Genomic DNA, 20,127 nt, shown 5'->3' on the forward strand with positions numbered 1-20,127 from the left:
TCAGGCGGACTGCGGGACTTGGTCCTGGCTCCGCCAGAAGTCCCGTTCGTACCCGGCGGGCGGCACGTTGTCGAGAGCGGAGCGGAGTCGCTCTTCGTTGTACCACGTCACCCACTGGAAGATCGCCCGCTCGACCTGGTCGAAGTCCTTCCACGGGCCCTGCATCTCGATCAGCTCGGCCTTGAAAGTGCCGTTCAGCAGGGCCTCGGCCACGGCGTTGTCATAGCTGTCCGCGACCGAGCCGGCCGACGCGGAAGCGCCGATGCCGGACAGTCTCTCGGTACACCGAATCGATACGTATTGTCCGGTGCCGCCCCCGTCGCAAAGGCCCCCGCCGGGGCCGCTGGTTCGGCGCCCTTCTCCAGCCTTGGCTTGGGCACGAGTTGGAGCCAAGCGCGAGCGGAGGCTCCCAGGGGTTGACGGTCCGGACTGTGCGAACAAAGAATGAACCGGACCCTGACAACGTTGTCTTAGGTCCATCCCAGGAGGCGCATCCCCGTGAACCATTGCCCGCCCGCGCTGAGCAGACGCCGGTTCGCCCAACTGTCGGGCCTGACCGTGGCATTGGCGGCGTCGACGTCGCTCGGCGCCTCGTCGGCCACGGCCGACGACCGGCCGGGGGTTCCTCGCCCGGCCGCTCCCGATCACATCGCCGACGCCTACTACCGGGCCCTGCTCACCCACACCCACTGGTCCGAGACCCAGTGGGACGCCTCCAAGGGACACTACACCGCCAAGAGTTTCGGCTTCGCCGTCGTCCTCGGGAACGCTCTGCTGCTCACCCGCGGTACGTACGACGCCGAACGGGCCGGCGTCGACGAGAAGACCCTACTCGCCCGTACCCTCGCCACCATCAAGCACTTCGCTTCCTCGAACCGCCTCACCGGAGGCACCGAATGGGGCCGCACCCTCTTCTTCGACACCACCTTCCAGCTCTACTTCGTCCTTGCCGCGCGCCTTCTCTGGGATCGGCTCGACAGCGCGACGCGCGAGAACGTGGACACGATCGCGCGGGCGCAGGCCGAGTTCACCGCCGGTCTCGGCACGGGTGACGACCCCACCTCGGGAGACTGGACGCCGCACGGCCTCAATGGCGGCTTCGTGGGCGACACGAAGCTGGAGGAGATGGGTGTCTACGCGCAGGCACTGGCCCCCGGACTCGCCTGGGCGCCCGACAACGTGAAGTATCAGCAGTGGAGGGACGCCTTCGGCCGCTGGACCCGCAACGAGGCCGGACTGCCTGCCGCGGACCGCGCCAATCCGGCACTGGTCGACGGTGTTCCCATCAGCGACAACACCGCGCAGAACCTCTACGACACCTTCATCGTCGAGAACCACGGCTCGTTCGGGCCGCACTACCAGTCCGAACTGTGGCGAACATCCGGGCGCAACGCCGCGCACTTCGTCACCGCCGGCCGGCCGCTACCCGAGGTCCTGACCTCGCAGCCGAACGCCGGGCTCCTGTGGGACACCCTCCTCATGGTGATGAGCGACTCGGGTGAGCCGCTGATGCCGATGGTCAATGACCGTGAGCACCTCTACGGACGCGACGTCATCCCCCTCGCGTTCCTCGCCCAGGTGCTGGGAGACCGGGCCGCTGCCCGTGCCGAGGCCGCGCTGGCCGGGCGCCTGGAGGCCTACCAGGCGTACGCGCCGGTCAACCGTCTGACCAAGTTCTCCGGGGAGCCCAAGTACGAGCCGGAGGCCCGCGCCGAAATCGCCATCAGCTATCTGCTGCACGAGTGGCGGGCCGCGCAGGGCAAGGCGGTACGCCCGCTCACGGAGCGGGAGTTGTTCGAACGGGCCAGTGGTGTACGGGACTTCGGCCCCGGACCCGGCCTCGTCGCGCACCAGTCGCCGGCAGCCTGGGCCGCGGCCGTCAGCAAGCCCCGCTACGTCAAGTTCGCCTGGCAACCCGCCCACGACGACTGGCTGTTCATCCTCAGTGGGAACACACCCATGTTTCTTCCCGCGACCAACGCCGAACCGGCCGCCCGTTCCGTCACCACGTACAGCGAACTCCGTGACGGCTTCGACGGCAGTGCAACGCTCTTCACACTGCCCACGGGCTTCGCGGGGTTCACCACTCTTCCCTCCGGGGACGTCGTCTACGCGACGAGCGGCACCGCCGCCGGCGAGGGCCACCTCGAAGTGCACAACCTCACCATGCCGGGAATCAAGGGCCTCGACGGCGACCGTACGTACACCACCGCCGAGGGAGCAACCACCGTCGCCGCCAAGGACGGCGCCGCCCCGGCGCCCGGCGGCGGGCGCACCGACGACATCAGCTTCACCAGGGCTTCCTACAGGCAGTTGCGGATGCGCGGGATCACCCCGGACCCGAAGTACGGATACTCCCTGTACGCGATCGAGGTGCGCGACGGCGCCGAGGGGGCGGATCTCGCGCGCAGTGCGACCGCGACCGCTTCGTCCTCCGACGCCGGCAAGGGCGCGGCCCTGGCCGTCGACGGCGACCTCGCGACGCGCTGGGCCGTCTCCGTCGCCGACCGCCCGCGGGCGGACAGCTGGATCACCGTCGATTTCGGGCAGGAGCGGGAGTTCGACCGTGTCACCCTGCGCTGGGAGGCCGCCGCCGGCCGGGCGTACGCGCTCCAGGGCTCGGTGGACGGAAAGACCTGGACCGACCTGGAGCACTATCCGCACGCCGACCTCACCAGCACCGGCGGCTGGGTCTCAGTGGACGGACGGGCGGGCCTCATCGTACGCGCTGGGAAGAACCCGCTTGCCGTCTACGGTGACACGCTGATCCTCTCCGACGGTCCGGCCGAGGCCGTCCTCGTCGAGGGTTACGCCGACGGCGACCCGTCCGAGGTGGAGGCTGCCGCGCGGCGCAAGGCGCCCAGGTCGGAGCATCCCGGTGTACGCGCGAGCGCCGCGGGAGGTCACCTCAGCCTGTTCAATCTGTCGGCCGCTGCCGTGACCACCACGGTGTCCGTACCGCAGGACACCCGTTCGGTACGGTTGTACGCGGGCATGCAGACGCTGACGGCCGACGGCACCGACTACCGCGCCGAACTCCCCGCTGCCCGGGCGGAGGTGGCACCCGCCCGCTTCGTCCTGCGACCCGATGGCGGCGGGCGTGTTCCGGCCGGATTGCGCGCCGAGGTCGTGGACGCGGCCACGCTCCGGCTGACCGGGCCCTCCTGCCGACTGGTGGTCATCCCGCTGGGCGGGGGTGGCGGGCGGGCGACGTACGTCAGCGTGCGGCGCGGGCGTACCGAGAACGTCACCGTGCGCGGTACCACCGCCTATCCACTCACTGACATGGCACTCGGTCGCGTCACCTTCCCGACGGCGCCGCTGCCGGCCGGCATGTCCGACCCGGCGGCGGCGGTCGACAGCGACCCGCACACCTCCTGGAATCCTGGGGCCGCCGGCCGCATGGTGGTCGACCTCGGAGCACCGACGGCGATCGGCGAGATCCGGATCAGCTGGACAGGGGGGCGTGTGCCGTCGGCGGAGGCCGAGTTCAGCACCGACGGCCTGTCGTACGAGCCGGTCGGAACCTTCCGGACCAGGGGTCGTGTCGCGACACTCACCACGAAGGGCACCGCCCGCTACGTGGCCCTACGGATCAAAGGCCGGGCCCGCAACGACGCACGTGTGGTCTCGCTTTCCGTACTCCCTGTCTGAGTCCTGTGCCGATGGTGATGCCGCCGGGCCCGGCCGGGCGGGCGGGCGACGGCCACGGCACTTCGCCGTGGCCGTCGTACCCGCCCAGGCGTGCACCGGGCGACGTCCGGCGTCGGCCCACAGCGGCATCGTCGCCCGCGAGTTCGCGAAGACTGAAGAGTTCCCGGCGGGAACCCGAGGGTCTGTCGCCGTGCCTCGTGACGTCGGATCCGTGGGTTCGTGGTGAAGTCGCGGGGCCGGCACGACGGCGGCGGGTGGACACAGCCAGGTTGGACCCCGCGGTCAGGACTGGTCGGGGTAGCCGAGTCGCGCCGTCTCTCCGCCGAATGGCAGGTGTGTGACTCGGCTGGTGAGGAGCCAGGTGTCCTCGATCTTCCGGAACGTGTCCTCGTAGTGGCCCACGTTGGTGGGAAGCCTCGGGGGCACCATGCCATCGGTATAGCCGTCGACTCGGTAAGTGGCGAAGTAAGAGGTGGCGGTGGCCGCTGAGGCGGAATTCACCGTGACCAAGATGTTCGTGGACATGCGGCGTGACAGTCGGTCCTTGGGTCGCGAACCGAAGTAGCTGCGGAGCGCCTCACGCCCTTCCACCCGGCGGTCGCCGTGGGGCCACTCCCACACCCCGTCAGGTGTGAAGAGGTCCGCGACACTGCCCGGATCTCCCAGGTCAAGGCGGCGCACGAACTCGACGATAAGACGCTCGCAGGCTCGCTCGGAGAGAAGACGTTCCATCGGGTCAAGGGCTTCAGTCGGCATCAACCATTGCTACCAGCCCTCTACGGGGCACCGCGATGGCTTTTTCGCTCCCGATTCCCCGACTTGTGAAAGCGACACCATCTCCGACGTGGCACGGTAGTCAGAGCCGCTCGATGGGTCGCTCCAGGAGCCGCCGGGCGGAGTCCGCGTAGCGCATCGCGGTCTTCTTCATCGAGCCCGAACACCTCAGCGAGGTGGAGCGGATCAGGCCCGTGGGCCAGGGCCTCTGCGAGTTGCCGGTCGCCGCGGAGCCGCTCCAGCGTCGCGTCCTGTCCGCGCATCGAGGCGCTGATCCAGTGGTTGCTGGCGCGGCTGGCCTTGGTGGCGGGCTGGTTGTTGATCAGCAGGTGGAGGTTGGCGGTGTTCGGCCACCGGCGGCGCCGGTGCTCCAGCCAGTCCAGCAGTAGCTGCAAGGTGAGATCGTCGATCGGGCGGACGTGCCCGGCGATGGTCAGCCGGCGGTTGCCGGGGTCGACGCCGTCGAGCATGAGGGTGGCGATCTGGGCGACCCGGGCGGCGTGGACCGCCGCGAGGGCGAGGATGAAACGCGTCGCGGGGGGTGGTGGCCGCGGCGACGGAGCGGTCGGCCTGCTCGGGGGCGAGCGGCTGCAACACGGCGTACTCACGTTGCCCGACTCTGATCCGGCTGGTGGGGTCGCGGAAGATCAGTCCTTCTGCCTGGCCCAGGTGAACAGCGAGCGCAGGGCGACGAGTTGGTCATGCCGCTGGCAATCGTGCAGGGTCTTGGCATAGGTGAGAACGTCGACGGGTCACTTCCGGCAGGTGGTCGTAACACGTTCTTCAGGTTGAACGGGCCGCTCGGCGCGGTGCAGCAAATCCGCCGCGACCTGCGTCCGGCCGCCCCGTCCGGTCCCCTGCGACCTTGTTGGACGCTGCTCGCGCGCGTCACCAGGCTGGGCCCAGGACGACTTCATCATCCCCCTCCTCGGACCTTCGAGCGGTGCTGATCTTTCAGTTGCGGAGTGATTGCCGGCTGCTGTCGGCTGCGCCCGTCGGGGAGCCGTCGGCGGTGGGCTACGTGTAATGGCTCCGAATGGCTCCGCCGGATCAAGACTGTGGCTGAGCATGACCCGCGTCATCGCGCCGGACCGAACACCTGCCGATAGTGGCAGGAAGTGGCCTGGTGGGTCCGGGTGAAGTGCACGCCCATGCTCTGCGCCGACCCGAAACCGCACTGCCCCAGGGCCGCAGATCGGCCGGGACACGATCGGCGGTGAACAAGTCGCCGTAGTTGACCAGGTCGACGACAACCTGTGCGGCCGCACGACGCGTTGCCGGACTCTGTTCGCCGACGACCGCTCCGTGCTCGTCGAGGACATAGCGCCGGTGGGCCATGTAGGCGTCGCAGATACGTGTGCCGATCTGCGCGAGACTCGACACCCCGTGCTCGGACAGCCAGCGGCAGAGCCGGATGAGCTCGTCCAGACGGCCTGCGCAACTGCGCAGGTGCAGGGCCGTGCGGTGGGCCCGGGGCAGCGGAGCGACCGCCGGGTGCCGCGGGGCGAGCATGGCCAGGACGAGTTCCTTGCCGACCAGCCGCCACCGCTCATCGGTGATCCCGGTGAACCCGAAACGGCGGGTGGCCAGGGCGAGCGCCCCGCCGGCGACTCGTCCCGCGTGAGGTCTTCACGCTGCTGTCCCGCTCAGGCTGCTGTCGGTGACCCATTCGAGGGCTGTTTGGCAGCGGCACTTTCCCTATCACCGGTCGGACTGGTCCGTCGGGCTAGCGTGGCTGCACCGCCCGGCTACTTCACGAGCTGCGGAACGGCCGTGGCGCTCTGGCGGTTTTCCAGCGAGCGAGCAGAGGGAGCGCCCGACATGTCCAATCACTTCACCGGCCTCAGCCTTGGGCCGCCGCTCGGCGACCAGCGCCTCGATCTGTGCGACCTCTATACCTTCGGATCCCCCGGCGATCCGAGCAGGACCGTTCTCATCCTCAACGCCAATCCCAACGCCGATGCCCTACACCCCGACGCCGTATACCGGCTGAACATCGACAACGACGGCGACTACCTGACAGACATCGCCTTCAGCTGGGTCTTCAGCCCGCCGACAGTCGTCGGCTCCCAGACCTACAGCGTCTTTATGGCAACGGGTACGGAGTCCCGCAGCCCCGAGGCGGCCGGCACCAAGATCGTGTCGGACGCCGCCGTCTCCTTCGGCCCCCAGGCCAACGTGGTCAGCAGCGGCGACTACAAGGTGGCCGCCGGCAGCCGCAGCGACGCCTTCTTCTTCGACTACGACGGCATCAAGAATCTGTTCGACACCAGCGGCAACCGGAATTTCACTGCCCCGCATCTGGGCGAGCAGTCCCCGTGGACTGGCGTGGACTCCAACATCACGGCCAACGTCTTCTCCATGGCCATCGAACTGCCGACCGCGGAGCTGGCGCCCAAGCCCGAGCTGCACATCTGGGGCCGGTGCAGTGTCCTGCGAGACGGCGAACTCATCCACGTCGACCGGGCCGGACACCCGTCGGTGAGCAGCTTCTTCAACACCGATGACACAAAGGAGGAGTACAACGCCAGCGAGCCGGTCAACGACCGTACCAGGTGGACGGACCAGTTCGTCCACCTGCTGGGCCACACCGGCGGCTACACGCCTGAGGAGGCGATCACCGCGCTCGACGAGCACCGCCTCCTGCCGGACGTGCTGCACTTCGACCCCGCCAAGCCAGCCGCATACCCTAACGGCCGGACGTTCACCGAAGACGTCATCGACATCCGCGTCGCGTTCCTCACCAAGAACGAGGCGCCGCCCACCGGTCTGACGCCGCACACCGACACCCTGGACCGGTTCCCGTACCTCGGCGATCCGCACCCGGCAGCGACCTCCTGATGGTTCTGGCAGAACGCCCCGAGGTTCCCGGCGACTGCGCCGCACTGCGCGGAAATGCGGGCTTGTCAGCCCGTCTGCCGATTGGACCGTGAAGTTGCTGCTTCGCCGCCAGTAGGCGGTCGATGGCCGGTTTCCGTTGTCAAACGAATGCCTCTGTCCGGCCGGCGTCCCGGATCGGTGCGGTGGTACGGAGGTTGGTCCGCCAGGCAGCGGTGCGCGTGCCGTCGGTGCCGGGCATGAGGCCCGGTTGGCGTCCTTCTGCGAGTCGGGTTTGTTCTTGCCCTTGTACGGCGTGATCACCCGTTCCCTGGTCTCGTCGTAGCCCTGCTACCAGGGGCTTCGCCGCGCCCACGTGGCAACACGGGGATGATTATCAACCTGTGACAAGCGAGAAGCCTTACCTGTCAACACATCCGAACGAGGATGAAAACGGCTCCAGTTCGACGATACGTACGGATGGCCGCGGCCAGATCTCGCGACCCGCTCTCCACCCGAGTCCCGGCAGTTACCGCTCCGGCCGCGCCGAACTCGACGTCGTCTTCCGGCCGACGAGGCGTGATCGGGCCGTCATGGGCCTCCCACCGGAACGGGAGCCGACTCGGTAGTTCCGCGGTCATCGCTGGGCTGCCGAGGGGATGACGCGGGGATGGCGTTGTCGATGAGGACGGCGGCAATGGCTGCGGCGGTGGGGAAGGATTCGCTGTTGAGGACTCGGGTGCGGGCCGCGGCGCCGTCCATGAGCAGCGCCAGTTGTTCGCCGAGTTGTTCGGGGTTGGTGGCGCCGGCTTCGCGGGCGGTTTCGGTGAGCCGCGCGGCGATGGCGGTCTTGTAGTCGCGTGCGTACTGCGATGCGGGGTGATGGGGGTCGTGGAGTTCGACGGCCGCCGCGATGTAGGGGCACAGGGGCGTGGACGCCAGCATCTCGAAGGCGGCGAGGAGTCGTTCGCGAGGTGTGAGGTCGGTGCGGTCGAACACTCCGGGCATGACGTCGGGATCGAATCGGCGCAGGTATTCGGCGACGAGTTCGTCCTTGTTGGTGAAGTGCTGGTAGGCCGTGCGCTTGGATACCTGGGCCACGGCGCAGAGTTGGTCCATGCCGGTGCGGTTGATGCCCTGATCGCGGAACAGCTGCTGTGACGCGCTGAGGATGCGCTCGCGTGCGCCCCTGCCGCGGCGCCGGCCCAGGGGACCCTTCTCCAACTCCGACATGCCCCCAGCATAGACCGTCCGGTACAGACCGGTCTACATAGCTTGCGTTCGGGTTGATCATTCGCTTACGTTAAGCAAACAGCACGGTGTACATATGCCTGGACCGTACATCCATCGCGGTGACGGAGATTTCGCAACGTGAGGGCGATCCCGGCGATCGTCGGTGCGCCCTGGCGCGCCGGGCTCCCCACGGCGGGATCGGTACCGACCGGTGTACATAGCTTGCGCTTCCGACCAGCCATCGCGTACGTTACGTACACAGTCTGGTGTATGTAAGAACCGAACTGTTTCGGATACCCATCAATTTCAACGGAGTGATCGTGGGAAAGCTCGATGGCAAGGTAGCGGTGATCACCGGCGGATCCACCGGCATGGCACTGGCCGGCGCCAAACTGTTCGTCGAGGAAGGAGCGCACGTCTTCATCCAGGCCCGGCGGCAGGAAGCACTGGACGACGCCGTCAAGCTGATCGGCCGCAACGTCACCGCCGTCCAGGGTGACGCGGCCGAACTGGACGACCTGGACCGCTTGTACGACACCGTCAAGCGGGAAAAGGGCTCGATCGACGTGCTGTGGGCCAGCGCCGGGATGGGCGAACCCGCCGTCCTCGGCGAGATCACCGAGGAACAGTTCCACCGCGCCTTCTGGCTCAACGCGCGCGGCACCCTGTTCACCGTGCAGAAGGCACTGCCGCTGATCAACGACAACGGCTCGATCTTCATGACCGGATCCAACGCCTCCCTCGGCGCCTTCCCCGGCTGGAGCCTCTACGCGGGAAGCAAAGCCGTCCAGCAGGCCTGGGCCCGCGTCTGGCTCAACGAACTGCGCGACCGCAAGATCCGGGTCAACGTCCTGACCCCCGGCCAGGTCGCCACCGCCAAACAGGAAGAACTGTTCGACGAGGCAACCAAGGCCGCATTCGAGTCCCTCATCCCCCGCGGGAAGATGGGCCGCCCCGAAGAAATCGCCACCGTCGCCCTGTTCCTCGCCTCCGACGACTCCAGCTACGTCAACGGCCTGGAACTGGTCACCGACGGCGGCACCACCGCCATCTGAACCACACACCAGAAATGCCGCGGGGCACACCCCACAACAACCCAGTCGCCGCAACGAACTGATCTCGAACACGCACATCCGCAACACGCCGAAGTGTTGCGCGGGACAGGAAGAGAGCACACCTCATGAGCAGCATCACCCTCATCGGTACGGGGAACATGGCCCGTACCATCGGCACGCTCGCGGTGACGGGCGGCAACACTGTCGAGGTCATGGGACGCGATCAGTCCAAGGCCGATGACCTGGCCAAGGCTCTGGGCGGCGGCGCGACGACGGGCAAGTGGGGTGCCGTCCCGGCCGGGGACATCGTCATCACGGCCCTGTTGTACGACGGTGTCGTTCCGGTCGTCGCCGAGTACGGAGACGCCCTCGCGGGCAAGGTCATCGTCGATATCAGCAACCCCTTCAACGCCACGTTCGACGGACTGGCCCACAGCGAGGAAACCTCGATCGCGCAGGAAGTCGCCAAGGTGGCCCCGGCCAGCGCCAGCGTGGTGAAGGCATTCAACACCATCTTCCGTAATGTCCTGGAGAAGGGCCGGCCCAACGTCTTCATCGCTGGCGACAATGCGCAGGCCAAGGCGGGCGTGGCGGCATTCATCGAGAGCCTCGGGCTGCGCCCGCTGGACGTCGGCGGCCTGAAAATGGCGCACTGGCTGGAAGGAGTGGGCGTGGTCACGGTGGGCCTCGCCGGCAACGGGGTTGGCCACTGGGACTTCGCCCTCGGCGTCAACGAATTTATCGGCTGAGCCCCCGGGGCCGAGCAGTCGGCGAACTGGGCGCGGTGCGCCCTGACAATGGTTGATGGATCACCGACTCGTTGATGTCGGATATCAATGTTACGAAGTCGCCATGGTTCATCGACGGACCGGGCTGGAGGTTGAGCAACAGGAACCGGCGCCCCACTGCGCTGCGCGATCGGCATCAGCATGCTCGATGTCATATTCGGCCGACTGAAGTAGTTGGCGACCACGTGGCGCACCATCTCCTCGAAGGCCACGCGATCGATCGCACCGTCCTTGAGACGGGTGGGCCGGGAATTTTGAGGGTCGTCGTGCGGAAAGATGTCGACCAAGTCATGGTTGGCCCACATGAGCGCGAACTCGACATCGTTGCCGTTCTTGGCCTTGAGGAGTCCCTCGTCGAGCGCGCGCTGCAAGTAGGGACCGTCGTCGTACCAGTAGTGGTCGACGAGGAATCCGTCGGCCCCGTGCTCCTTGGCCAGCTGTATCTGACGTTCGGCGCTCTCAGGTGTCGACTCGTCGAAGGGGCCGTCCAGGGGTATCCGCGGTTGACGGTGCCCCTCGAAGCGGGGCCTGGCGGCCTTCAGCAGTTCCCATTCGTCCCAGCTCTCTCCGAACCATTTGGCATTGCGGTTGTCCTGGTGCCAGTCGGGAAAGTAGTAGGCCAGGATCTTGGGGCGTTCCATGGGTGGTTCTCCTCCGAGCCTTGCTGCAAAGGGGATGCTGATCGGTTCTGCGATCCGAAAAAACAGCCGATACTACAGCGGAGCTTGCACGAACAGCGCATGGGTACAGTGCGGCAGCGGAGTCCGGCATCGGCCTAGGAGGCGCCGGTGAACGTCAGACCGTTCCAGCAGTGACTGCCGCGCGGTATTCACGCGGTGAACAGCCCTTCCGTCGACGAAACGTCGTGGCGAAATACTGGCTTGAGCTGAAGCCAAAGCGGTAAGCGACATCGGCGATGGAGAGGTCCGGGGCGGATCGCAGCTCCTCCGCAGCCAGCTCGATGCGCCGGTGAGTCAGATACTCCAGGGGAGACATGTTCGTCAGTTGCCGGCATCGCGAGCTGAACTGTGAGCGGGCGATACCGCACGCCTCGGCCATGTCGTCCAGTGTCCAGGTGCGGTCGACGTGCCAATCCAGGTTCTCCAGGAATCGCTGTACGGCACCTTCGGTACGCGTAGAGGTTCCCGGACGAACCTGGGAGTTCGACGGTTCTTCCAGATCGTGCAGCATCGCCAGGAGGAGACGGCTTGTGTGCACAAGCAGCTCTGACTCAAGGGTAGGCGTGTGGGGCTCGTCTGCTGCGGCCACCAGCGACTTGAAGGCGGAGCGCAAGGCCGTGCCGCCATTCCAGACCGGGTTCTCGTTGGCTCGCAGGAGCAGGGCGAGGCGATGAAGGTCCGCCTGAGACAGCCCTACCCACGATGGCCAGTTCCACAGGTCGTGCGGTCGGGTGGCATTGACGTCGAGGATGAGCCAGTACACATGCGAGGCCCCGATGTGCGGGGCTCCAAGCCGGTGTTCTTGCCAGGGGCGAGTGACGGTGAATTGTCCGGGCTGGAGCGGCCAGTCGTGGCCTCGGGTCGCGAAGGCCAGCGAGCCGCGTTCGAGGAAGGTGATCGCGATGCCCTCGTCGCGGTGCCAATCAAGTCCCCAGCTCTGCGGTCGCTTCGCGTTCCAGTGACCGACAGTTCGCAGACCGGGGGTGACGCCGCTGGGCAGCGGTGTTCCTGGGTAACTGCCACGAGCCAGAGCGCGCATGTCCACTTGTCCCTTCAGCGCAGCCGCCCGTAGGGCGTTGTGCGAGTCGGGGACAAAGGGTTCCGTGTCTGGCGTTGGTGGTCGTTCTGCCCGGTCGCGTGTGGGTCGGGTCTGCGTGCGAGAGAGGACGGCCGACCCCATGGCCTGGTGGTCAACAAGATTGACCACTGGGTTGGGCCTGGCCTGGGAGACGGTCTTCATGATGCGCTCTTTCCGTCGTGTTCGCCCAGGGCCCGCTCCACCTGGCGCCGTGCGTCGTGCAGGATCAGACGCAGTTCCATCGGCTCAGCCCACGAGTCGGGCCCGCCGATGGCCACGGCCATGGGGTGTCCCACATCGGGCGACGTGACGGGAATGGCGCCTGACATCGACCTGCCACACCAGTCTTGCAAGATCAACACGTCATGTTGGACATGCTCACGGGCCCACGTCATCGCGGCCTCCTCGTCTGCGGGAAGCTCCGGACCGCCGGTCCAGCCATTCCGCTCACGCGATGCTCGAAGTGCCGTGACACCACGGTCGTGGCCAAGGGTCACAAGTAGTCGCATTGCGGCGGACGAGTGCTGGAGGGGGAGGCTGGTCGCCGTCAATGTCTCGTGTCCCGCCATGCTGCGCACGAGGTAGATCAAGTGCCCTCCGCGCAGCATGCACAGATTGACATAGGTGCCCTTGTGGGCCTCGGCCAGGTCTTCGATGACGATTCGCGCGCGTGCGATGGAGTCGATGTTCGTCGCGGCTTGCACGAAGTTGAGCACTCCGTAATCAGCGCGGTAGCCGCCGGTGGTCTTGCGGGCGTACCCCATGGAGGTGAGCGTTCCAAGGATGCGAGACACGGAGCTCGGGTGGAGCCCGGTTCGTCGACTCAACTCGATACCGGGAATGGCTCCATCCGCAGCGACCAAGTGCTCGAGCATCTCGATCCCGCGGACAAGGGCCTGGATCTGACCTTCACGGCCTGGGCTTGGGGCTTCATCGGCTGCGATACGCACCAACGGAGTGTCAACTGCGCCCTGAGCAATGTCAAGAGTGGTGATTGCGCAGAGCGCAACATCATGGTGAGGCGGTGCTGAAGCGGGGCCACACCTGGAGTCGCCATGATGTTCACGATCTGCCGATCAAGGGATCGGGAACGACGCCCCTCGCGGTCCTGCGAAGTATGGCCACATGGCCACGTACACAATCGCGGCGAACATGGAGTTCGTGCGACGCGCTGATCTGGGCATCGAGGCCGGCCTACGCGGTGCCGGCGAGTTGGGTTGCACCCACGTCGAGCCAACGGCGCACACCGGGTGTGAACCACGTCGGCTTCACGGACGACTTGTGGGGGCAGCAGGCACTCTGGGCGAGATGGCCAACCGATCGCGAGACTCCGTCAATTGGAGTTCGCCCAACCCGGTCAAGACTCCTGCCGCGGCCGTCCTCATCTGCGCCTGGAACGACTTCGGCGAAGGCTCATGGATCTGCCCGACGCTGTTCGAGATGCAGAACTCGGGCACGCCGCGTCGGCGGGGTGCAATTGAGGGTGTCGTCCAGTCGACCGCAAGCAGTTCAGTGGGCCGTCGGTAGCGCTTCCGGGAGGCGCGGGCCGATTGTTCAGGTTCGTCCACTGGTGACGCGTGGACGACGCTTTCCGGCCAGCCTGGTGACCATGAATCGATGCAATCGGAAAACGCCGGATGAGACGGGGCGGCGCAGTGCGTACCAACAAGATCCTGCTGTTCAGCAAGACTGCGGCGTTCCGCCATGCCAGCGTGCCCGAGGGGATCGAGATGATTCGGGACTGTGCACACGACGTCGGAGTGGCTGTGCACGCGACTGAGGACTCCTCCGAGTTCACAGAAGCGAACCTTGAGGGCTATGACGCGGTCGTGTGGTTGCAGGTGACCGGCGATGTGTTGGACCGGGCCGGACGCGCCGCGTTCGATCGGTACCTGCGCGGGGGCGGCGGTTTCGCCGGCATCCATGCCACCAGCGACGCCGAGCGGAACTGGCCGGAATTCGAGGAGATTGTCGGAGCGCGCTTCAAGTGCCACCCGATCGCGAAAGCGAGACAGGTTGCCAGCGTCATCGTCGAGACCGACAACCCGTCGACGGGATGTTTGCCAGATCTCTGGAGCTGGCGAGAGGAGTGGTACTCCTTCGAGACCAACCCGCGCGATGACGTCCAAGTCCTGCTCAGCATCGACGAGGAGACCTATGACCCGGAGGGCTCTTCGATGGGAGAGGACCATCCGGTGTGCTGGCGGGGGACGTACGGACAGGGACGCACCTGGTACTCCGCCCTCGGGCACAGCCCCGAGTCCTACGCCGACTCGGCGTTCCGAGACCACCTATGGGCCGGCATCACCTCAGTCATGCGCACCACGTGACCGTTGTCGTCGAGGCCGATGTTCACACTGAACTGGGAGTGAGGTAGACGAACATGAACGGAATGTCACGCCGAGGGTTCCTGGCGGCCACAGCCGCGACGGGCGGAGTGGCGTTGGGTACCACTACGCCGGCGGTGGCCAAGGGGCGGCGGCCGAAGCCGCATGCTGCCGAAACGCTGGTGGGGGCCATTCGCTGGGACGCCTGGAATGGGTCGGACACGCTGGAAGGGAGCACCGTCAACCGGACGCTGTCCCCGGAGGAGTATCACTTCCGTCTCCCGTACTTCGCTGAGATCACCGTGGCGCAGCGGACGCTCATCCACCAGGACTTCGACGGGGAGTCAGTCGGGGCCGCACCCGCTGGGTGGCGCGTGTCGGCGCCTGCCGAGACGAGTGTGTCCGTCGTCCAGGTGTCGGGCCGAGAAGGCAAGAGTGTGCTCCTGCATGACACTTCAGGGTCGGCATCGGCGGAAATGTCGCGTACGTTTGCTTCGCAGGAACGAGCTGTCACCGTCAAATGGCAGTGGAAGGAGACCCAGGCCGGCGCGGGTGCCAGGGCGAGCCTGCGTCATGGGTCTACGACGGTGCTCGACATCGCCACCCGGGAGGTGTCCGGCACCAAGGAACTCGTCTACCGCGGTGCTGACGGGGCGTGGAGCTCCATCCAGACCATTGCTGACGACATGTGGTACTCGCTCAAGGTCATCGCCGATCCCGCCCCGCCCGTAGGGGCCGCGCCCTGGATCGATATCTACGTCGACGGGGTCCGGAAGGTGAAGCACGTGCCGTTCCCGACCGCTACGACGGTTCTCGACGGCCTCGCGTTCCAGACCGATGCCGCCGCATCGGCTGACCTCTTTGTCGATGGAGTCAGTGTCGAGATAACCGAGTCTGTGAATTCGGTCGGCGACACGCAGGCGATCATGGATGAGGAGATCCAGTATGCCAAGCGGGCGGGAATCGACTACTGGGCGTTCTGCTACTACAAGAAGCAGCCGCTCCATACGGCCCGCGAGCTCTATCATTCGAGTGCCTACAAGGGCGACATCAACTGGTGTGCCGTCATCGATCCGAATATCGATGGAGGCTTTGACGAACATCTGCCGTATCTCATCGAGGATTTCGGGGACTCGGGCTATCAGAAGGTGCTGTGTGGTCGTCCGCTCCTCTACATCCTCGACAACGGCGTGGTCCCTCCCGAAAACGTCACGAAAATGCGAGAAGCGGCAGCGGCGGCGGGCGTCGGTGACCCGTACATCGTGATGATGTCGTTCAGTGCTCAGTACGCTGCAGACCTGATGAATCAAGCCGGTGCCGATGCCGTGAGCAGCTACCGGTATTCCCCGCAGGGCAAGACCGGGATACCGTACTCGGAGGTCATCGACATTGAATCCGGCTTGTGGTCGGACTATGCCGCCGCCGGCGGGACGACCGTTCCATTCGTCACGACTGGCGTCGACAAGCGGCCGCGGTACGACTATGTGACGCCTTGGGAGCCGAACTACGAGGTGTTCAAAAACCTTTGGTTCCAACAGGCGACGCCGGAGGAGATCGCTACACATCTGAGCGGAGCTGTGCAGTGGTGCCAGACTCACCCGGAGAACGCGCCGGCGAATACGGTGCTGATCTACGCCTGGAACGAGTTCGACGAGGGCGGCTGGATCTGCCCGACGCGCGACGAGATCCGGGAGACCGGTAAGCCTCTACGTCTGGATGCCATCGCCAAGGTCCCCCGAATCTGAGCGGTCGCGCATCAGGGAGACTGCGGGCCCCGGCGCTCGTCATGCGCCGGGGCCGCCAACCACGGGGCACGCTCGCGTTCGGGTGTGCACCGTTCTGCCCGTGGTGAGCAGACGGCAAAGGCACGCCCGCTACTCCGCCCACATCGAGCTCGATTCACCATCGCTTCACCGACATGCGACCGGCTAGTTCGGACTGACGCATTCCGCATATCAACAGGAGTGGCAAACATGCGTGATCTTTCGCGCCGCGGTTTTCTCGCGGCAACAGCGGCAGTGGTGGGTTCCGCAGCAGTGGGATGCGGAACCGGCGGCTCAGGGAGCAGCTCGAATACGTTGAACATTTGGGGTGGTGTACCTGCGGAGAACGGGCCGCAAGCAATGTGCGACGCGTTCATGAAGAAGAACCCTGGGAAGACCGTGACGTATACCCGTTACATCAACGATGAGAAGGGGAACGTCAAGGTCGACACCGCTTTGAACGGCGGCGCCGGCATTGATCTCATCTGGGGGTATACACCGCAGTTGCTGGAGAAGCGGGCCAAGGCCGGCACACTGATCGACCTCAGCAAGTATCTCGACAAGGACGAGGAACTGGCAACGCTGCGCGCGGATGCCAAGCCGACATCGAACTATCGCATGGAAGGTGGCGTTTTCAGCGTTCCGTGTTCACCGAGTACATGGCTCGTCCTGGCCAATGCGACTATGTTCGAGAAGGCTGGCATCGAACTGCCCACGGCCTGGACGTGGGACGAGTACCGCGAGACCTCCCGCAAGCTGTCGGGAAAGAACCGGTACGGGAGCATGGCTGCACCAGACACCGTCGCTCAGGTCCTCGGGCCCAACGCCAACTACACCAAACAGGGAAAGTGCAACTTCGGTGATGATGCTTTCCTCGCTGATCTGACGCGAGCCAAGGAAATGCAGGCCGAGGGGTCGCTGATGCCCCTCAAGACTGTCCTTGCAGAGAAGCTTCGGATCTACTCCCAGACTCCATTCATCCAGCAGCGGGTGGCGATGCTGCAGGGACCGATGCTGTACATCACCCGGTACCTCAACGACACCAAGGAATACCCGCACGACTTCAAGGTTGCCTGCCTGCCCTATCCCCAGCCCGACATCGCCAACCCGTGGGTTCCCAGGTCCTTCAGCGACCTGGCGTCGGTGACCTCCAAGTGCAAGAACCCTGACCTCGCATACGAGTTCATCCGGTTCTACGCACTCAACGCGGCCAAGCTCATCCCCGGACGTCCACCGACGCTCCTCGGCTCCACGACGAAGGACGAGATCATCGCCAAGATGCTCGGACCTGACAGGGAGAAGCTGTACGTGCCGGACTCCTTCAAGAAGGTGCTGTACGGCCCGCAGCCGCCCAAGCTGGCAATCGATTCGGAGTTCACCGCCTCTGAACAGCTGCGCACGATCAAGGACAAGCTCAGCGACGAGGTCATGCTCGGCAACCGGAGTGTGTCGTCGTGGGCCCGAGAGGCGGTGAAGCAGGGCAATGCAGCCATTGCGACAGCCAAGTAGTCGGCACCGGAAGGTCCTGCTCTCCGACATGCCGTTCGGCGAGCTCGATCTGGGGCGGAACTGGATTGAGCGCGGGACATGGCCCGCGTCGTGGATCAGCCTGCCCGGCCGTCCTGGCCCCCAGACGGCCGCGTACCGATGCCGGTTCAAGCGTGACCGACAGGACCGGGTACGCCTGCACGTCACCGCGAGCGAGCGCTACCGGCTGCTGCTGGATGGCGAGGTCGTCGGTGAGGGGCCCGAGCGCGGTGACCCGAGCGAGTGGGCCTTCGACACCTACGACCTCGAACTGGCCGCCGGAGCCCATTGCTTGGTGCTGCTGGCCTGGGAGATGGGTGAGGCCGCGCCGCGCTGGCAGTTGAACGTGGGCCACGGGGTTCTGGTCGCAGCCGATGACATCGCCCTGGCCGAGGAGTTCAACACCGGCACAGCCCAGTGGGACGGCCTCGCCATCGACTCCTTCTCTTTCCAACGTCCCTTCGAGCACGACTACTTCAGCACCGGCTGGAACATGGTCCTCGACGGTGACACATTCCCGTGGGGATTCGAGACTGGCGCTGGCGAATGGGGCGAGGTGCACATCGGTCCGGCCGGCTCCTCCGCCGGCATCCGGACCCGAATCCCCACTTCGCAGGGGCTCCTGCGTCCGGCGACCGTTCCCGCCATGACTTGCTCCCGCTATCTCCCGCTGACCGTGCGGCATGTCGACGAGCACGGCTTCGAGGCGCCGGTACGGCAGGCGGATTGCCTGAAGTCCGAACTCGATGCCTGGCAGGGTGCGTTCGACGGTGGTTCGGTGCGTGTTTCGGCGAACCGGCGGTTCCGCGTCCTGGTGGATACCGAGGACTATGTCGTAGGACGCCTGAGCCTGCGCACGTCCGGCGGGGCCGGGGCACGGGTGCGCACCCGCTGGGCCGAGGCACTGGTCGACGACGAGGAGCAGAAGGGACATCGCGACGAGATCGAGGAACGGTACTTCGCCGGGGTGGGAGACGATTTCCTGATCGGTGGCGGACGCGGCCACCACTACGAATTGCCCATGCTGGTCCGTGCGGGCCGATACCTGATGGTGGAGGTTGAGACCCGCCAGGCGGAGCTGGACATCGAAGAGATCCTCGTGCGCGAGGTCCGGTATCCGCTGGAGGTCCACGGCAGCTGTGCCACCGACGCCCCCCGGTTCAATGAACTGCTCACACGGTGCGAGCGCACCATTGATGTGTCCAGCCAGGACGTCTTCACCGACGGCCCGTACTGGGAGCAGATGATGTGGGCCGGCGACGGCATCCAGAACACACTGACGACGTATGTGCGGTCCCACGACGACACGCTCATCCGACGCTGGCTGTCCCTGTTGGATCAGTCCCGCGATGCGTCCGGTCTGCCGTGCGCGCGCTGGCCGGCCCGCGACCGGCTGCTCATCGGGAGCTATGTCTTCTACTGGGTGCAAGGGCTGCGCGACTTCATGATGTGGCGCGACGACATGGCGTTCGTCCGCGCCATGATGCCCGGGGTGCGTGCCGCTCTTGACGCGGTGGAGCGTCGGGTCACGGCGGAAGGGCTGCTCGGCCCTCTTCCGGGCTGGTCGTTCGTCGACTGGGTGCCTGCCTGGGAGGGCGGAACCCCGACCGGCGCGGAGACTGGCCCGCACACGGTGATGAACTGGCACTGGATCATGGCTCTCGGCCATGCCTGTGAGATCGAGTCCGCACTGGGTGAGCATGAGCGGGCGGCCCGTTATCGCCGACTGGCCCGCACGGCATCCGCGCGACTGACGGCTTCCCGATGGGATGAGCGGCGAGGCGTGTTCGTCGACACCGACGAGAGCCGCACCGTGTCGGAGCACGCGCAGGTATTCGCGGTGCTTGCCGGTCAGCTGAACGACACCTACATGGACCGGATCCGTGAGGGCATCGCCGGTGACCTCGAATTCACGGCGACTCCTCAGTTCGGCCACCACACCATCGAAGCACTGCGTGCGCTGGGCTGTGATGACCAGGTGTGGGCGATTTTGGAGGGGTGGTATCCGGTCCTCGACCGCGGCTTTCGTACGTTGCCGGAGACACTGGAGCCCACCAGGTCGGACTGCCACGGCTGGAGCGCGCACCCGCGGTTCCATGGTGCGGCGACCATAGCCGGAGTCCGACCGGCGTCTCCCGGGTTCGCCACCGTTGCGGTCGAGCCAAACCTGGGTCCGCTGTTGCAGGTCGACGTGACGGTGCCGCACCCGCGTGGTGAGATCCGCGTCGAGCTGGAACGCCAGGGCGACCGCATCGCCGGAGAAGTGACCCTGCCCAAGGGGGTCACGGGGCGGTTCGCCATCGGAAGCGACCACCTCGCCCTGGTGCCGGGAAGCAAGACCGTCACCGCCGCGGCTCAGCACGAGCAGCGGAGCAAGGCGTGATCACTCCCCCCTTCGCCCTGGGCATTCGTACGGCCCGGGGCCCGGTAA

At 66.1% G+C, this 20,127-nt stretch carries 15 protein-coding genes and 2 pseudogenes; 8 read left to right on the forward strand and 9 right to left on the reverse strand.

The genetic code is table 11. From position 1 onward, the window contains the following. On the reverse strand, positions 1–507 hold the full coding sequence (locus ACWEKM_RS09130; protein ID WP_451620502.1) for an integrase core domain-containing protein: 507 nt from the start codon (positions 505–507) through the stop codon (positions 1–3). Between ACWEKM_RS09130 and ACWEKM_RS09135 the strand changes: the two genes are divergently transcribed. Further along, positions 499–3,654 carry a discoidin domain-containing protein gene (locus ACWEKM_RS09135; protein ID WP_451620503.1) on the forward strand — a complete coding sequence of 1,052 codons (3,156 nt, stop codon included), beginning with the start codon at positions 499–501 and terminating at the stop codon, positions 3,652–3,654. The genes ACWEKM_RS09130 and ACWEKM_RS09135 overlap by 9 nt on opposite strands. A 282-nt stretch (positions 3,655–3,936) precedes the next feature. On the opposite strand, the gene ACWEKM_RS09140 is transcribed toward ACWEKM_RS09135, so the two are convergent. The 3 genes from ACWEKM_RS09140 to ACWEKM_RS09150 form a co-directional block, all read right to left on the reverse strand. Next, positions 3,937–4,410 carry a nuclear transport factor 2 family protein gene (locus ACWEKM_RS09140; protein ID WP_451620504.1) on the reverse strand — a complete coding sequence of 158 codons (474 nt, stop codon included), beginning with the start codon at positions 4,408–4,410 and terminating at the stop codon, positions 3,937–3,939. A gap of 20 nt (positions 4,411–4,430) precedes the next feature. After that, a complete protein-coding gene (locus tag ACWEKM_RS09145; protein ID WP_451620505.1) occupies positions 4,431–4,898 on the reverse strand; it encodes a hypothetical protein in 468 nt (155 codons plus the stop codon). Positions 4,899–5,478: 580 nt separating this feature from the next. Continuing rightward, positions 5,479–5,940: a hypothetical protein gene (locus ACWEKM_RS09150; protein WP_451620506.1), complete on the reverse strand. Its 462-nt coding sequence runs from the start codon at positions 5,938–5,940 to the stop codon at positions 5,479–5,481. Positions 5,941–6,249: 309 nt separating this feature from the next. Here ACWEKM_RS09150 and ACWEKM_RS09155 point away from each other — a divergent pair, with 309 nt between their 5' ends. Beyond that, positions 6,250–7,269, forward strand: a complete 1,020-nt coding sequence (locus ACWEKM_RS09155) for a DUF4331 family protein (RefSeq protein ID WP_451620507.1) — start codon at positions 6,250–6,252, stop codon at positions 7,267–7,269. 240 nt (positions 7,270–7,509) lie between these two features. On the opposite strand, the pseudogene ACWEKM_RS09160 reads toward ACWEKM_RS09155, so the two are convergent. Continuing rightward, positions 7,510–7,590: pseudogene (locus ACWEKM_RS09160) on the reverse strand (IS5/IS1182 family transposase); the annotation flags it as partial. A 246-nt stretch (positions 7,591–7,836) separates the two neighbouring features. Further along, positions 7,837–8,478, reverse strand: coding sequence for a TetR/AcrR family transcriptional regulator (locus ACWEKM_RS09165; RefSeq protein ID WP_451620508.1), 642 nt, complete (start codon positions 8,476–8,478; stop codon positions 7,837–7,839). A 320-nt stretch (positions 8,479–8,798) separates the two neighbouring features. On the opposite strand from ACWEKM_RS09165, the gene ACWEKM_RS09170 reads away from it, so the two are divergent. Together ACWEKM_RS09170 and ACWEKM_RS09175 are read left to right on the forward strand one after the other, a co-directional pair. Then, positions 8,799–9,533, forward strand: coding sequence for an SDR family NAD(P)-dependent oxidoreductase (locus ACWEKM_RS09170; RefSeq protein ID WP_203922400.1), 735 nt, complete (start codon positions 8,799–8,801; stop codon positions 9,531–9,533). A gap of 125 nt (positions 9,534–9,658) precedes the next feature. Further along, positions 9,659–10,282 carry an NADPH-dependent F420 reductase gene (locus ACWEKM_RS09175; protein ID WP_451620509.1) on the forward strand — a complete coding sequence of 208 codons (624 nt, stop codon included), beginning with the start codon at positions 9,659–9,661 and terminating at the stop codon, positions 10,280–10,282. 371 nt (positions 10,283–10,653) lie between these two features. Here the strand turns inward: ACWEKM_RS09175 and ACWEKM_RS09180 are convergent. The 3 genes and pseudogenes from ACWEKM_RS09180 to ACWEKM_RS09190 all read right to left on the reverse strand — a co-directional run. Beyond that, positions 10,654–10,962: pseudogene (locus tag ACWEKM_RS09180) on the reverse strand (glycoside hydrolase family 99-like domain-containing protein); the annotation flags it as partial. Between the two features lie 154 nt (positions 10,963–11,116). After that, positions 11,117–12,241, reverse strand: a complete 1,125-nt coding sequence (locus tag ACWEKM_RS09185) for a helix-turn-helix transcriptional regulator (RefSeq protein WP_451620510.1) — start codon at positions 12,239–12,241, stop codon at positions 11,117–11,119. After that, positions 12,238–13,029 carry a helix-turn-helix domain-containing protein gene (locus ACWEKM_RS09190; protein WP_451620511.1) on the reverse strand — a complete coding sequence of 264 codons (792 nt, stop codon included), beginning with the start codon at positions 13,027–13,029 and terminating at the stop codon, positions 12,238–12,240. Before ACWEKM_RS09190 ends, ACWEKM_RS09185 begins: the two co-directional genes overlap by 4 nt. Positions 13,030–13,734: 705 nt before the next feature. Between ACWEKM_RS09190 and ACWEKM_RS09195 the strand changes: the two genes are divergently transcribed. The 4 genes from ACWEKM_RS09195 (at position 13,735) to ACWEKM_RS09210 (ending at position 20,079) form a co-directional block, all read left to right on the forward strand. Continuing rightward, complete coding sequence (locus tag ACWEKM_RS09195; RefSeq protein WP_451620512.1) at positions 13,735–14,409, forward strand: ThuA domain-containing protein; 675 nt, start codon at positions 13,735–13,737, stop codon at positions 14,407–14,409. Positions 14,410–14,462: 53 nt separating this feature from the next. Next, positions 14,463–16,151, forward strand: a complete 1,689-nt coding sequence (locus ACWEKM_RS09200) for a glycoside hydrolase family 99-like domain-containing protein (protein WP_451620513.1) — start codon at positions 14,463–14,465, stop codon at positions 16,149–16,151. Positions 16,152–16,379: 228 nt separating this feature from the next. Then, positions 16,380–17,678, forward strand: coding sequence for an ABC transporter substrate-binding protein (locus ACWEKM_RS09205; protein WP_451620514.1), 1,299 nt, complete (start codon positions 16,380–16,382; stop codon positions 17,676–17,678). Positions 17,679–17,706: 28 nt separating this feature from the next. Further along, the gene (locus ACWEKM_RS09210) at positions 17,707–20,079 is read left to right on the forward strand and encodes an alpha-L-rhamnosidase-related protein (RefSeq protein ID WP_451620515.1); all 2,373 of its coding nucleotides are present in this window, start codon (positions 17,707–17,709) and stop codon (positions 20,077–20,079) included. Positions 20,080–20,127: the final 48 nt, after the last annotated feature.

The sequence above is a fragment of the Streptomyces sp. NPDC004752 genome (assembly GCF_053601275.1).

What these genes read in the sequence shown, in the direction of transcription:
- ACWEKM_RS09145 (WP_451620505.1), bottom strand. Translation starts at nt 4,898, where the DNA reads ATGCTCGACGGCGTCGACCCCGGCAACCGCCGGCTGACCATCGCCGGG.
- ACWEKM_RS09165 (WP_451620508.1), bottom strand. Translation starts at nt 8,478, where the DNA reads ATGTCGGAGTTGGAGAAGGGTCCCCTGGGCCGGCGCCGCGGCAGGGGC.
- ACWEKM_RS09175 (WP_451620509.1), top strand. Translation starts at nt 9,659, where the DNA reads ATGAGCAGCATCACCCTCATCGGTACGGGGAACATGGCCCGTACCATC.
- ACWEKM_RS09205 (WP_451620514.1), top strand. Translation starts at nt 16,380, where the DNA reads ATGCGTGATCTTTCGCGCCGCGGTTTTCTCGCGGCAACAGCGGCAGTG.
- ACWEKM_RS09200 (WP_451620513.1), top strand. Translation starts at nt 14,463, where the DNA reads ATGAACGGAATGTCACGCCGAGGGTTCCTGGCGGCCACAGCCGCGACG.
- ACWEKM_RS09150 (WP_451620506.1), bottom strand. Translation starts at nt 5,940, where the DNA reads ATGCTCGCCCCGCGGCACCCGGCGGTCGCTCCGCTGCCCCGGGCCCAC.
- ACWEKM_RS09155 (WP_451620507.1), top strand. Translation starts at nt 6,250, where the DNA reads ATGTCCAATCACTTCACCGGCCTCAGCCTTGGGCCGCCGCTCGGCGAC.
- ACWEKM_RS09140 (WP_451620504.1), bottom strand. Translation starts at nt 4,410, where the DNA reads ATGCCGACTGAAGCCCTTGACCCGATGGAACGTCTTCTCTCCGAGCGA.
- ACWEKM_RS09130 (WP_451620502.1), bottom strand. Translation starts at nt 507, where the DNA reads ATGGTTCACGGGGATGCGCCTCCTGGGATGGACCTAAGACAACGTTGT.
- ACWEKM_RS09210 (WP_451620515.1), top strand. Translation starts at nt 17,707, where the DNA reads ATGCCGTTCGGCGAGCTCGATCTGGGGCGGAACTGGATTGAGCGCGGG.
- ACWEKM_RS09185 (WP_451620510.1), bottom strand. Translation starts at nt 12,241, where the DNA reads ATGAAGACCGTCTCCCAGGCCAGGCCCAACCCAGTGGTCAATCTTGTT.